Origin of the sequence: Paenibacillus sp. FSL L8-0435 (assembly GCF_037965655.1) — a bacterium.
In the GTDB taxonomy this organism is placed as follows: domain Bacteria; phylum Bacillota; class Bacilli; order Paenibacillales; family Paenibacillaceae; genus Paenibacillus.
The window spans coordinates 2067749-2083247 of sequence record NZ_CP150185.1 but is presented as its reverse complement, the minus strand read 5'-3'; the positions used below and the strand labels follow the sequence as shown (position 1 = coordinate 2083247).

The following is a 15499-nucleotide window of genomic DNA, read 5'->3' as shown; positions in this document are numbered from 1 at the left end:
TTATACTTAAAGTGTCTACATCAAACCCAACAAATTATAGATCATCACTGCTGCTTCTGCACGGCTAGCATTCTTCTTCGGTGCAAACTCATCGTTACCTACACCGTTTATTATGCCTGCTCCCTGTATTGCCTCTACCGCTTGCTTCGCATAACTTGCGATGTTTGCTTCATCCTTGAAGGCTGTAGCTTCACCACTTACTAACGCCAGTTGCTTAATTTGGACAGCCTTGTATACCATAACCGCCATATCTTCTCGCGTAATGTTCTCATGAACTCCGAATCGTCCATTTGGTTTCCCGTTCACAATCCCCAGCTTCTGCGCGGTAGCGATATTTCCATGGTACCATGCTCCTTGCTTCACATCACTAAAGCTTGTCGTTGCGCTCTCATCCGATAGATCAAACAACTTCATCAGCATGGTGATGAATTCTGCTCTTGTCACTTGACCATTCGGATTAAACTCTCCATCGCCTACACCCTTCACAATGCCTCTTGCTCCCAATGCTGAGATCGCGTCCTTCGCCCAGTCTTGGTTCACATCCTTAAAGCTCGTTGCAACATACGCTACCGTATACTTGCTCAGATACGTTGGCTTGAACTCTATTTTTCCTGTCGCTGCATTGTATTTACCATTCGTCACCACTCTTAGCTCTCCGTTGTCCTTCACATCGTATACAACGACGTTGTTTGGTTTTTCGTTAGCCTTTAGTGTGTATGGCAATTCAATCACGAGATCATCTTTGCCATCAAACTGTGTAAGTTTCTTGCCATCAATCGTTAGCTCAATATCGTATACGACCTCACCATTCAGCTGAGCTTGTGCGCCAGCTGGCAATTGATTAGCTGCGATTTTCTTAATCGACAATCCTAACGTTTTCCCCGCACTTGTTCCTGTTCCAAGCAGTTCGGTTGCCACGGTTACGACTGCAGAGCCTGTGTTGATCTCGATGTGATCTACCGTAGAAGATCCACTTGTTAAGCGCGCATCTACTGCTAGCTCAATCGTTAGCCCATTCAAGCTTGCATCAGCTTCAACTTGCATGTGTAACTTACCGCCTGTCGTTTGATCAAGCGCACGCTTCACCGTATCCGCACTTAATTTCACTTTAGAAGCACCGCTCTCATTTACGACAGGCTTAATGTGTATTTGACCATTGTCCAGTACCACTGGATCACTTCCACCTGGAGCTGGTGGTGCTGTAGGTGCAGGAATGTTACCGTCACCGCCACCATTTCCATTACCACTGCTTGGTGCTTGTGGTGTTCCATCAATCGATGGTGTTACCGTTACCGTAGCGCTGGATGATAAACCACCATCCACTGTAGTTACTGTAATCCTTGCTGTTCCTGGTGCCACCGCTATTACTTGACCTGTCGCACTTACAGTCGCTACAGCTGTATCGCTAGAGCTCCATGTTACTGCTTTTTTCGTTGCATTAGCTGGTGCTACCGTAGCTGTCAATTGCCCTGATTGACCTTCTACGATTGACAACGTCGTTTTGTCCAAGCTAATTCCGCTAACGGGTACGTTCTTCCCGTTGAGTGCATCATACTCACTTTGTCTAATTGGAATTACCGTTCCGTGACGCGGACTGGCTGGTAAGTTGTAGTTAGAAGATAATGTCCAGACACCTGATGCAAGATTTGTTGTCTCGAATGGAACATAACCTCTTCCACCAAACTCATCTACGAATAAATACCATTTTTTATCGGTATTTGATTTGAAGATCGTTGGACCCTCAACCCATTTGATGTTACCAACGCCTTGATTAATCATCTTGAAGGTTGGATCTAAGATCGAGTCACCCACCTCTTGGAAGATCATCTTGCCAAATGGAGCAGAAGCTCCGTTGTTTTGCTCATCTTTCGTAAAGCGATACACTTTTCCTTCATGCTCAATCATCGTTGTGTCAATGATTGAATATCCATAATCCAAATATACTTGCGGTTCAGTAAACGTATAGAAATCTCTTGTCTTGCTATACATCATTTTTTGATAAGCATCACCTGTATGGGATGCATCATCAAACATTCTTGATGCCCAAAATACAATATATTCACCTGTTGTGTTGTCGTACATAATTTCTGGTGCCCATGTATTACCCGCTTCTTCCGGTGCAACCTCTACCATGCGTTGATCTGTCCAGTTGACTAGATCATTCGATTCCCAAACCATAATGGAACGACTGCCCCATGTCTGTGCTCTACCCCAGTTACCATTGCCGTTAATTTTTAGATCGGTAGCGATCATGTAGAACTTATCACCTTCAGGCGAACGAATAATGAACGGATCACGTACCCCCTTCTCCCCTAAGGTAGAGGTTAATACAGGTTTACCATTATTCAATTCTCGCCAGTTCAACGGATCATTGCCGTTACTTAGTGCAAAGTAAACTTGCTCACCTGTTGCAGTACCTTCTCCAGTGAAATATGTGAAAAAGTATCCCGCATATTTTTCATCAGCAGGCAGTTCCTTCACCTTCGCAATAAATTCCTTCGTAGTGGATGCTGAATTTAATGTAATCGTAGCTGTAAGCTTCACATCTACATTTCCACTACCGTGTACCGGACGTTTTACTTCTCCAGTAACTGAAACGACTTTTGGTTGTGCAGAAGCCCAAGTAATCGTTGTTCCATATAGACCAGATGTTGGTAGTGCGATATGACCTCTTACATCATTAATGTTATGAACGACTAGTGCTGCTTTTGCTTCATCTACAGAAGTGACATCGTTTGGCAATGCCTTAACCGTCAACTGAAAAGTTTTGTTAACTGTCTCTGTACCATCTGTAAATACTGCTGTTAACGTTACAACTTGATCACCTGTTGCGTTAGCTGGTCTGGTTACGGCACCTGTAGTTGAGATGACATTCCCCTTATCTGAAGTCCAGCTTATTGTTGTGCCATAAACACCTGATGTTGGCAATGTTACATTGCTTATAATCGCATCTTTTGATGCATTAGAAGCAAGAAGATCATGAATCGTTAATTTCTCTGTCGCAGCCGATACAAGCATGCCCTCCATTAAAGCAATCTTCTGATCTGCATGGGCCTTAAGTGATGTAATATCTGCCGCAGTCATAGCACCATCATAGATTTGGAAGTCTGCAATCAAACCGCCGAAGTAAGGATCAGCTGTATAGAATGACTTACCGATGGATCCACTACTGCCTGAAGTATTTTTTATTTGTTCTAGTGTCATTCCATTCGTTGAGCCTGATGCAACAGCAACACCATCAATATAAAGCGTTAGTGTACCATCCGTGCCTGAAACAACAGTCGTAACGACTTTCCATTCATTATTCTTTAAGCCTGTGGTAGAAGTTGAAGACTCATTGTTCCAAGCATTCGTCGCGATACCTAGGCGAGCCAGACCGTTAGCGTTATAACGTGGTGTGAAATACGTATAGTGTGTATTATTATTTGGTCTTCCTAATGCATATAACCACTCCGCAGCGTTTTTACCGCTCCAGTTCACAATGGATGAAACAGTCATATCCGTTAAACCATCGAGAACTCCTTGTGGCAGTTCTACATAAGAGTTAGTTGTGCCACCAGTATAGCTTAGTACACCAGCATCTTGTGTACGAATCCATTCTGCTTTAGACGGATTCATCCATTTTCCATTGAAGTTTCCTGTTTGGTCAATAACCGTCGCACCATCGATATCATTCATATCGTAGTGAAGAATGAGCTCTGCCCCAGATGGCTGCTCTACTGGAGGAGTAACGTCTTCATCAGCTAATGTTGCAATCTCTTCAACGGATAATGCACGATTATAAATACGGAAATCATCAAATTTACCATTAAATAAACTATGAGAGCTGTTTCTCGATTTACCAATATAATTCATCGTTGTTTCCAGTAACATTCTCGGCTCAACGTTAAATGTCGAGCTACGTTTAACCTCTTGACCATTCACATACAATACTGCATCAAATTCATCCATTGTAATTGCAACATGCTGCCAAGTCTTCGTTGGTAATAGTCCAGAATTTCTCACCGCATATTTATATTCTGATCCCAGTCGCGTGCTGTCATTGCTAAATTTCTCTGTAAAAGGGGTTACGACAGCGAACTCTAGACTACCTGTATCACCTTGTGTGCTCAAGTACATGGTGTTGCGGTTAACCTGTCTGCCTGTGTCGGAAGCAAAATCAAATATTCTTTGATTTGCTTGATTTCTGTCCATTTGAACCCATGTAGAGAACGTAGCCTTCTCAAGATTCAAGGATTGAATCAAGTTATCTGGCAGCTTCACATATCCTGTTGATCCATTAAGCTCTAGTGCACCACCCGTTTTACCGATACGATCCTCTTCATTAATCGTTGCTCCACCTACTAGTGTTGCGTGATGACCATTGCCAGAAATGTCATTCACCGTTGTACCATTCACTGTATTTGCATCGAATGAGTAATGTACAACCGGGTCTGTTGATGGTGCTGGACCTTTCCAGGCATACTTCTCTTGCAAAGCATCATACTCTGCACGTGAGATTGGAATTACGGTTCCGTGTCGTGGTCCTGGCGGAAGTGCATATTTATCACTACTTAGTACATTGTTCATATATTGCATACTACTATCCAGATCTGTTGTATATCGGACATGATATGGCCATGAATCAAGGAACAGATACCATTGGTCTTTATTATTATCCTTAAAAATCGTTTGCCCTTCGTTGTTGCCATTATTTCCGATCAAGCCAAGTTTATTATCACGTGTACCCGGAACAGCGTCGTATTGAAGGCCGTTTGCTGCAATACCGTCCTTGTCATAGTAAAAAGTTGGTGCTTTCTCCACATACACTTTAGTATTTACTTCTGATTTGGTGAATCGGTACAACATATCATTATGCTCAATAAACGTTGTATCAATGGTCGGAAGTGACTCATCAATCATGACCTTTGGCTCAGAGAAGTTGTAGAAGTCTCTTGTTGTTGCGTAGTACATCACATTGTACTGACCTGCAGGTCTTCCGTTATAATCACCGTATGTCTCTGTGTTTTTCATCGATGATGCCCAAAATACGATATACTCTCCAGTTACTGGATCATAGATCGCTTCTGGTGCCCACGTATTTCCTCCAGTCTTAGGAGCAACCTCGATCATACGCTGCTCGCTCCAATCAACGAGATCCTCCGACTCCCAAATCATCATGTAATGACTACCCGTAATTTGAGCTTGGTCGAAATTTGTACTTTCGCCCATTTTCAAATCGGTTGCCAGCATATAGAATTTATCACCTTCTGGTGACCGAATAACGAATGGATCACGAAGTCCTTTTTCACCCATATCAGATTGAAGGATCGACTTACCATTATTCAACCCTTTCCAGAACAATGGATCTTCAGCTGTAGCGAAGGATATCTCTTCACCACCCTCATATTCACCTGTAAAGTACGCAAAGAAGTAAGCATCATGCTGTACTGGCGCAATTGCTTGTTTAATCGTAACGTTAAACGTAAGCTGTTTAGAAGCTGCACCACTCGTAATTGTAGCTATTAGCGTAACGGGCGTATCCGTAGCTTGACGGCTTACCCAGCCTAGCTGTGTAGCGTCACCAGCCGCTTCAGCCGTTCCTTTCAAAACAGCCGGTTTGCTAGATAACCATGTAATTGTGGAGCCTTGTTCACCTGTAGCAACAAGACGTAAGTTACCTTTAATGTTGTCAGCATTGTAGATCTCTATTTGTTCAGCGTCCAGATCAACCTTCTGCTGATCATCGAATTGTTTCAAGATCGTAACAGGGAATACAGCTGTAGTTGATACGCCTTGATACGTTAAAGTAGCCGTAAGCTCTGCCTGAACATTATCTGCTTGAACAGCTGGACGCTGTACAGTGCCATGGTTAGAAATGACAGTAGGATGACTAGAACTCCAAGTAATGCTCACGCCGTTTTTACCGCTTGTTGGTAATGTAACGGTTCTCGTTATCTTATCGGTGCTTTTATCGCCTTCACCTAAGTAACGACTGATGTTAAGTTGATTCGCTGCATCATCAACAGTGAGCTGACGTATTTTTGAGATGTGAGTTGCTCCTTCTTGTTGATATAACTCGCCTACTTCTTGCTCTGTCAACGCGCGATCATGTACTTGAAAATCAGCTACGCTACCTTGAAGATATGGATCGTTTGAGAAGATTGATTTACCGATAAAGCCAGAGAAAGTAGCATCCGGATTAATAATTTCTGACAGCTTTAGTCCCTTTGCATTACCCGCAGCAACCTTAACTCCATCCACGAATAACGTTATCCTATTGCTAGCTTCGGACAAGGACACCGTTACATGCTTCCACTGCCCACCGATAAGGTTTGAGTTTGCGCTACCTGTAACTAATGCTTCGTTCGGCCAGCCATTTTTAGAGATACCTGTAGCAATCATATTACCTGATCCGCTACCGTGACGTGGTGTTACGAAGAAATATTTGTTCGTTTCTGGTGTTAATACAGTACCCAAACCGAAGATCCAGCGATTCGTACCATCATTCGTCCAGTTCACAATTGAAGATACTGTAATCTCATTTAGACCATGTAGTAGATCTAGTCCATTTGAGCCCTTAGGAATCTCAACATGTCCACTATTAGATGTAGAACTTCCACCATTGAAGGAAACAAAGCCAACCTCACTGTTTGAAATGAATTGTCCATTGTTTGGATTTCTAAATATTCCGTCAAATGTAACTGCCTTATTGGCAACATCCTTCAGTATGAGTTGACCGTCTACTTCTTCGGTTGTTTTCATGTTGTATTGAAGAATAAGATCATCTTTCAGTGATTTTCCCTTAACGGTAACGGCTGATGTAGCTGTAAACTCTCCATCTTCAGTCTGTACCGTAATTGTGGCTGTACCTCCACTAACAGCTGTAACTTTACCCGTTGAATTGACAATCGCTACACTGGAGTCACTAGATGCCCAGATAACTCTTTTATTTGTTGCATTTGAAGGTGAAATCGAAGCCACTAATGTCTCGCTGTCCCCCACTGATAAAATAAATGTAGGTTCATTAAGCAAGACACTCTTAACGGCAATCTGCTCAATAGAGTCATCCTTAGGTAGTAAGGTAACCATGAACTCCTTCGTTACCTGGCTTTTACCCAAAGAAATGGTTGCAGTTAACGTGACTTGTTGCTTCATTTCTCGTAAGAACACTTCCCCAGTTGGACTGATCGCACTCTCATCACTAGAAGTCCATGTGATCATTGCGCCATTCTTACCTTCAGTAGGTAGTTCAAGAGATTCTGTAACTGCCGATATGTCTCCTAACGTTAGCTCTATTTTGCCTTGTTGTACTTGCTTTTCATTAAACGATTGTTCATATACTACAGCGATATCTTCATTATTTAGTGCCTCTCCGTAAATTCTTAAATCTTGAAAGCTGCCCGCAAAAGTAGCATCCCCTAAATAATTGGAGCGACCGATGTAAGCCTGCAAATCAGTACCAAAGCTTGCTGTTGTTTTCTCTTTCGCGGTCGTGCCTATATGAACACCGTTAATATAACCTGTAATAGAGCGTTCTGTAATAACCGTCGTATAGTGAACCCATTGACCTTCGTTCGGTGTCGTTGAAGTGCCTGATACCCCTACCTCAGTCGTCCAAGGCTGGTCAACATTATTGTTATTCGTAAATACCGACTTAAAATCGCCACTTGGATTCGATGGATTAAACATCCAGTAATTCGTTGGCCAGTTATTGCCAGCTGCTGGAGTACCGTAGAATAATGCTGAGTAGTTCCCACTTCCAGTGTTGCTCTTGATCCATACAGATATCGTTGTATTTTCTTGATTATCAAACAAACCACTAGGAAGCTGAACGTAGTTTGTATTACTATCTGTTCCCCCAGGTAAAGTGAGACCATCCGTGTACGTAATGTTTCCTACGGCCGTTCCATGCTTTTCATTACCTGATATATCCTGTACATCCTCAAGCAATGGATAATGCGCCAACATCGTTGGTGTTATTGTGTCCGCTGAAGCTTGATTGCTAAATGGCAGAACAAGATTAAACCAGTTACTGAAGGTCATAAGTAAAACTAACATTAGGATTGTAATTTGCTTCCGCATAGCATTCTTCCCTTCGATTAATTTTCAGAAGCATACAACCCATATCTCTCACCTATAAAACCAGACCACCTCGCTGAAGGAAATAGAGATACGTTTTTTAAAAAAAGAATGCGCTTACATTCCTTCTCATATTACGTCTTCAACACTTCCAATTCAATGTAGTATCTTGTTCATAAGGTGGATTTTTTTATTGCAATTCACTCAAACTTCAACACTATCCCTATACTTCGAAGTAATCGTTTTCATTCTAAATATACTCTATGTTTAAATTAAAGGATTGAACGCCTGATAAACATAATATATATAGTTGGGCGCTTGTCATATGAACAACGTGTCCGAATACGATGCGGTAAGCCATGGGCGCACCGCATCGAAAAATAAGGAGGATTTTCATTTATGCCAAAACGATTTAGCAGAATGCTCGCCTTCCTCTGTTGCTTGGTAATGGTGGCGTCGCTAATGCCTACCAGCTATGCCGCCGCCACTGACAACATCGAGAACACAGTAGCGAATGAAACACCCACCGCCATTTTTGGAACTCCCGAACTCGGGTCAAACGACCCACTCTGGAGCCAGACCATGGAGCATCACATCAACAAAAGCACTGTGCCCGCCGATCCCAGACCCCATGCCACGGGCACAGCCAGAATCCTTTGGGACCATGACTACCTATATGCCCGAGTAGTTGTGAATGACAGTAATCTATATCTGGGAGCTGGCGGAGATCACCAATACGACAGCCTGGAATTTTATGTCGGTACCGGAACTGGAGGCTCAAACCAATGGCGCGTCAGCGCGACGGGTGTGTTCTCAGGGCAGGCCGCTCCGGGCAGAGCTGCATGGACCCAGATCACGGAAACAGGATATATCGTGGAGATGAGAATACCCAAAAGAACCTTGACCTTGGAGGAGGGCAAGCTTACCTTTGAGGTTTATATTAATAACTCGACGGAAAAAGGCGGTGACCGCTATGAAGTCGTTTCCAGTTTCGGAGATCCAGACGCGGCTTACACCAGCGCTGCTTCTTTTACAGACAGCCTGCAGCTCTCTTCAGCCAATGAAGTGGACACTAGATTCTCAATCACTGCCACTGCGGGACCGGGCGGCCGAATAACGCCGAACCCACCCGGCGATGTTCTGAGAGTAGATCGGGACGCTAACAAAGAATTTACGTTTACCCCCGATTCCGGCAAAATGGTGGATACCGTAACGGTAGACGGCGAGACCGTGACTCTATCTGCTGGCACTTATACCTTTTCGAATATTGAGACTAACCATACCATTCATGTGACATTCAAGAACGATCCGGACGCGGGGATACTTCCCTTTATCGTATGGAATGACAACTTCGCCAGTGGCGAGTACACAACGGCTGTCATCATCGACTTAGGCCAGGGGAAGGCAGCGTTAGGCTCCGAGCTTAATCCGGACTTGTTTACCTTGTCAGCCAGGAACACAACCCTGAACGGCGAAGCGGTGACCTTTGAAGGAACGCGCAAGATCACAAGGGTATACGCTAATGACGAACCGAAGGTACGCGGCTATCTGGGGCCGGTAAGCAATTCACCGGATTATCAGGACGGACTGGCAAGCGGCCGTTACATCGTAGTTGAGTCTGAGTTTTATTCAGCGAGCGGCGGCAAAACAACGCTGGATGGCAGCAGTAACTCAACAAAGCAGGTTTACAACATCGTCCCAAACGGAGAGATTGTACTGACAGAAGGGAGTCCACTTCGCAACGTGGTTTTTGAACAGGAAAAAGTTGTGAATCCGATCCTTGACAAGTTTACAACATTCACGGACAATTCGGTCAATCGCTCGCTCTACCTTCACAAGAGTGAAGACGGTAACGTGATGAAAGGATTGCCGCTGTATGTTTATACACATGGTATGTCACGCGGCGGCACAAACGCTGCGATAGACCAAAAAGCGGCCATGAAATCCGCCAACGGCTCGGTCGCTCTAATGAAAAAAATGGAGAAAAATCCTGACAAGTACGCCAGCCATGTACTGAATATTTCCTATAATGGCGTATCTGTTCCCTCAACAGAGAATGTTAAGAAGGTCATAAACGCCCTGATTGCCAGCGGCGAAGTAGACCCTAATCGTGTTTACGCGGCGGGCTTCTCATGGGGCGGCCAGTATACAAACAACTTAGTTAACAGCCATCCTGGCTTCTTCGCCGCCGCCGCACCTATGGCCCCGGTAAGCGGTTCACCGAATGCTAAGGACAACGACGCTCACAACAATCTGGCCTATTGGATGTTTGTAAATGCTCATAACGTTGCAGGCTACCAGACTAACCTCAATAACTTCATCAATAACAATATGCCAAAAATGATCAACGCGAGGGCTTCGCGCTTTGAGAGTAATGAGGTCCTTACGTGGCCCTACAATCAATTTGATCAGCCAAATCTGAGGCCGAATCCAGCCAACACACCTGTTCTGGCTGATTACATAGCGCACGAAGTTGAAGCGGCGGTTCTTTACAACCAGATAACTATGGGGAATTGGAGCATAGCTCCCACGGCGCAGTCCTCTAACTTGCCGGTTTGGAACAATGACTACACAGATGTCTTTGATTGGATGTTCGCGCAGAGAAAACCGGTCGTCCCCGGTGCTCCGAACGGCTTCAAGGCGACAGCCGGTGACGGACAGGTCACATTAAGCTGGACCGCCCCTGCTGACGACGGTGGCAGTGCGATCTTGGGCTACAAGGTATGGTATGGCAACGTGACGCCGGTCACACTGGATGCGACGGAGACCAAATATACCTTTAAGAACCTGACAAACGGCCAAGGCTACAACTTCACCATCATCGCGATGAACGCGAAGGGCGACGGCGCGGAGATCAGTGTGACGGCCATGCCGATGAAGACGACGACTCCCACTGTGCCTGATTCTGGCGGCAATACGGGCAACACCGGAAATACCGGCAACATCGGTAATACGGGCAACACCGACAATACGGGCACCGGGACAGACGCTGGAACATCGAAGTTGGCCTACACAGTGAATACACCGAAGGATAAGCCCGCGGTCACAGACAAAAACGGCAACACCACCCTCCCCGGAGGCGGCGAGCTTACGACCAAAGGCGGGACGAAGATTAAAGTACCCGAAGGCACAACGATAGACTCAAACGGTAAGGTAACCATTCCAGCAGACAAGAGCGCCGAAGTGACACTACCCGGCGGCAACAGCACAGTGACCATTTCGGGCGGCTCGACGATCGCGAGCGACGGTACGGTTACAGTAGGCGGCAAAGAAGCGCATGTGAACCTGCCAAACGGCAACCAGGTGCATATCCACGACGGATCGAAGATACGGAGCGGCGGAACGGTTGTGGTAGGATCAAGCGGCGCAAGAGTTGGCTTAGACAACGGCATGTCGCTGAACATCCGTGAGGCTACGGAGCTGGCGTTTGATGACGCCACCCCACTGGGCTTCCACGTGCTATCGGGCAATCCTTTCAGGGATGCCAATATGGACGACTGGTTCTACAACGATATAAATTTCGCCTACACATACAATCTTTTCAACGGCACGACGTCCACAACATTCTCACCTGGAAGCGCAATGACGCGTGCAATGTTCGTGCAGGTACTGGCCAATCTTGAGGACGTAAACCTCTCCAGCTACACGGGTTCCCGCTTTAGCGACGTGACGAACGGACAGTGGTACACGGCGGCAGCCGAGTGGGCGGCCGAAAAAGGCATAGTCAACGGTACAAACGCAGACCTGTTTGACCCCAATTCACCGATGACGCGCGAGCAGATGCTGGTGATCCTGTACAACTACATGAAGTACAAGGGCTATGAGCTACCTGAAAGCCACTCTAAGTCCTTCACGGATGAGAGTGAGATCAGCTCCTGGGCGTTGGAGGCCGTTCAGACGCTACGGGGCATCGGCATTGTATTAGGCAAGCCGGACAACTTTTTTGCTCCCAAAGCCACCGCCACCCGCGCCGAAGTAGCCACGATCTTTGTAAGATTCGTCGAATATCTGGCTAACTGAAAGCGTATACAGAAAAATGCAGACCCTTCCGGTTGGACAATATCCAGCCGGAAGGGTCTCCTGTTTTCAAACTGTACTTTTTTTGACAACTCCACAGTCAGGACTTTAAACCCTCTATTTTTTCATCTAGAATATTCGTCCCCAAGTCCAAAAAATTCTAATTAATTAATGCATGTTCTGATTTATTTCACCACAAAAAAATGCCATCACAATAATGTGATGGCATTCTTGATTATGGAGCCTAGGGGGATCGAACCCCTGACCTCATCGCTGCCAGCGATGCGCTCTCCCAGCTGAGCTAAGGCCCCAGGATATGAAGTAGATAACTTGTCCAGCGCTGCTACGTTCCACAGGCGACTCCTATATCATATAAAATCCAGCTTTCGCTGTCAATCACTTTTTAAGATCCAAAGTGATTGGAGAAGAACAACCGATTTCTCTGGTACACACGGACTGGAACTCCAGACTGCTCTTCTCCCTTTACCAACTTCACTAATCCTCCAGATCGTCTTTGGACAACAGGGATTTCAGTTCTTTCATGAACATATTGATATCTTTGAACTGGCGGTATACCGACGCAAAACGGACATACGCCACTTCATCGACTGGAAACAACTGTTCCATCAACAACTCACCAATCTGGCGACTCTCCACTTCAGCATCAGCTGTATTGCGCAGAGATTTCTCTACTTCAGATACCATCATCTCCAGGGTCTCTACGGAGACTGGACGTTTCTCACAGGCACGAATAAGCCCGCGGAGAATCTTGTCCCGGCTGAACTCTTCCCGGCTGCCATCTTTCTTAATGACAATCAGTGGAGTCTCCTCAATCATCTCAAACGTTGTAAATCTTCGGGCACACTGCTCACACTCACGGCGACGACGAATCGATTTTGCTTCGTTGGCCGGACGCGAATCAAGCACTTTGGTACCCATATAACCGCAATAAGGACACTTCAACTCAGATCACTTCCCACGTTTTACTTTTTACCACATATTCCCTGTCTTGATTTTGTAATGAAAAATGCATTGCCGACACATAATACTTTTACCAACCCGCGAGGAGGTGAACAGCAATGGCACAAAGCAATGGTAACTCCAACAACTTGGTGGTAACTAAAGCTTCCGCAGCACTCGAGCAAATGAAATATGAAGTTGCTCAAGAACTCGGAATCAGCATCCCACAAGACGGATACCAAGGTAACATGACTTCTTACGAGAACGGTTCGATCGGTGGATACATCACGAAGCGTCTGGTAACAATTGCAGAACAGCAATTGGCAGGTCAATACCAATAATATCTGCATCGTAATACGCTACACAGAGGAGCATGGAGCGGCCGGTGAATAACCGGCCTGCTCTGTGCTTCTACTTATATACTTAGAACGTATTATAGATCTTTACATACTGATTATAATAGTAAATGACTCTTTGTACATAGTGACGCGTCTCACCAAACGGAATATCTTTCACCGTATCGAACGAGCCATCCCACACACCATCTCTGAGCCAACTGTTCACTTTGCCTGGACCCGCATTATAGGCAGCGATCATGACCGCTTCATTGCCATCGAATTGATCGGATAGATTCCGCAGATACCATGTGCCTAATTGAATATTTCGTTCAGGCTCGTGCTTCAATTCCTCCAGCGAAGTGTCGGGAATTTTGGCTTGTTCCAGTATCCAATTCGCCGTGTCCGGCATCAGTTGCATGAGCCCAATGGCACCTCGCTTGGATTCCTTGCTTGTCTTAAAATTAGTCTCCACCTTGATAATGGAAGCAATCAGAAACGGATCAACCTCATAACTCTGAGATTGGGCACGGATCTCTTCCTTATAATGTATGGGATAGAACCATGCCATCCAGTTTGTATTCAGAAATAACACCAGTACAAAGGACACAAACATCAACAGCAGTACACGTTTCTTACGCAATATTCTCATAACAAACCCTTAGGCCGTAGATATGAGTCAATTTGCTGCTCCGTCGCAGACCATAAGCCACTGTTATCGATGACAATGTCTGCCAGCTGTTTTTTGCGCTCAATATCCATCTGTACATCCATTCGAGCCTCGGCCTGTGCTGCAGTCATTCCATCCCGACTCATCAAGCGATCTCGTTGTACCGATCTCGGGACATATACAACCATGACTTCCTCGAAACCGTCCTCCAGACCTGATTCGTAGAGCAAAGGAATATCAGATACCACAAGTTTATCCGGATACTGCAACGCGTATGCAGCAGCCCGTTCACGCATCTCTCTTCGGATCGCCGGATGTGTGATCGCCTCCAATGCCTTTCGTTCCTCTGGTTGTTGAAAAACAATACTTCCAAGCTTTTTCCGATCCAGTGTTCCATCTTCGTTCAGTATGGCTTGTCCAAACCGCTTAACAGCGGCGGCCAACACGGGATGCCCGGGCATCATAACTTCCCGGGCAATAACGTCTGCATCGATGAGCAACGCTCCCTTACTGGCGAGATAGGCGGAAACACTGCTTTTGCCTGTCGCGATCCCGCCGGTTAAGCCTATATTCATCGTTTCACCTCATAACAGCTTCATTATTCCCATAATCATTAACATTAGCGCTGGCAATACAGACAGTTTTCGCATCCAGCGCAGAGCTGAGAATCGTAGGCCAACCTTCATGCCGAGTGACAGAAACGCCCCACTAAACAGTGCAATAATGAGTGCTGTCCATAGTGTAGGGAATCCCAGAAGTGCCGCTCCCAAACCTGCTCCAAACGCATCCAGAGACAGGGCAATACCCAGCCACATCGCTTCCTGGGCAGATATACTCCCCGAGTTATCCATATCCGCCTTGGAGGGACTGCGAAGGATCTGAATGACAACGCCCAGCTTGCGCAGCTCCAGTGTAAATACCATTCGTTCCAGTGATCCACTTGAAGCCGACTGCTCCAGATCCAGTGCGAGCACCTGATTCCTGCCCTTTGAATCCGACAGTCTCTCTTGTGCTTCTCCCACCCCAGTTACCGTTGCTTCTGTTTCCCCACTCGTTCCAGTGTCTGTTTCCTGCTGTTCTTTGCCTTGCTTTCGAATAAGTTGCAATAGTGACCATGCACCAATACCTATCAATATAACGGCTCCCACAATCGAAGCGATATCCGGTGACACCACATGGGACAACAACACACCTACTTGCATCGACAAGGCAATAACCAATCCCGAACAGATCGAAATAACAGCGATAGATAACAGGGGAATCTTAGTCCTCCGTAACCCATATGTAATCCCGACTCCAAAACCATCTAAACTAAGCGCCAAAGCAAGCGCCAGCAATGAAATAAAATGATGCAGCACCCCGGACTCCTCCTCTGTGCGGTACTCGTGCCAACTGAAGATGCCAGTATGGGTATACGCCCGCTTATTTCTGCCATATCAGTATATGGAGGGAGGAA

General features: G+C 45.8%; 7 protein-coding genes and 1 tRNA gene. 2 read left to right on the top strand and 6 right to left on the bottom strand.

The features are described 5' to 3' along the window. Window positions 1-15 precede the first annotated feature (15 nt). Window positions 16-8040 carry an immunoglobulin-like domain-containing protein gene (locus NST33_RS09535; RefSeq protein ID WP_339307719.1) on the bottom strand — a complete coding sequence of 2675 codons (8025 nt, stop codon included), beginning with the start codon at window positions 8038-8040 and terminating at the stop codon, window positions 16-18. 420 nt (window positions 8041-8460) lie between these two features. Between NST33_RS09535 and NST33_RS09530 the strand changes: the two genes are divergently transcribed. Beyond that, the gene (locus NST33_RS09530; protein ID WP_339307717.1) at window positions 8461-12081 is read left to right on the top strand and encodes an S-layer homology domain-containing protein; all 3621 of its coding nucleotides are present in this window, start codon (window positions 8461-8463) and stop codon (window positions 12079-12081) included. 235 nt (window positions 12082-12316) lie between these two features. Here the strand turns inward: NST33_RS09530 and NST33_RS09525 are convergent. Together NST33_RS09525 and nrdR are read right to left on the bottom strand one after the other, a co-directional pair. After that, window positions 12317-12389: transfer RNA gene (locus NST33_RS09525), tRNA-Ala, on the bottom strand. A gap of 184 nt (window positions 12390-12573) precedes the next feature. Further along, window positions 12574-13041 (bottom strand): transcriptional regulator NrdR, encoded by a 468-nt coding sequence (nrdR, locus tag NST33_RS09520; protein WP_036609807.1) that lies wholly within the window; start codon window positions 13039-13041, stop codon window positions 12574-12576. Window positions 13042-13157: 116 nt separating this feature from the next. Between nrdR and NST33_RS09515 the strand changes: the two genes are divergently transcribed. Beyond that, window positions 13158-13379, top strand: coding sequence for an alpha/beta-type small acid-soluble spore protein (locus NST33_RS09515; RefSeq protein WP_017689472.1), 222 nt, complete (start codon window positions 13158-13160; stop codon window positions 13377-13379). Window positions 13380-13461: 82 nt separating this feature from the next. Here the strand turns inward: NST33_RS09515 and NST33_RS09510 are convergent, their stop codons facing one another. Genes NST33_RS09510 through NST33_RS09500 form a run of 3 tightly spaced genes read right to left on the bottom strand, consistent with a single transcriptional unit; the run spans window position 13462 to window position 15443 of the window. Further along, window positions 13462-14025, bottom strand: a complete 564-nt coding sequence (locus tag NST33_RS09510; protein WP_036609809.1) for a lytic transglycosylase domain-containing protein — start codon at window positions 14023-14025, stop codon at window positions 13462-13464. Further along, window positions 14022-14618, bottom strand: a complete 597-nt coding sequence (coaE, locus tag NST33_RS09505) for a dephospho-CoA kinase (RefSeq protein WP_339307715.1) — start codon at window positions 14616-14618, stop codon at window positions 14022-14024. The genes NST33_RS09510 and coaE overlap by 4 nt, the downstream gene beginning before the upstream one ends. Window positions 14619-14627: 9 nt before the next feature. After that, window positions 14628-15443, bottom strand: a complete 816-nt coding sequence (locus NST33_RS09500; protein WP_339308656.1) for an MntP/YtaF family protein — start codon at window positions 15441-15443, stop codon at window positions 14628-14630. Window positions 15444-15499 lie beyond the last annotated feature (56 nt).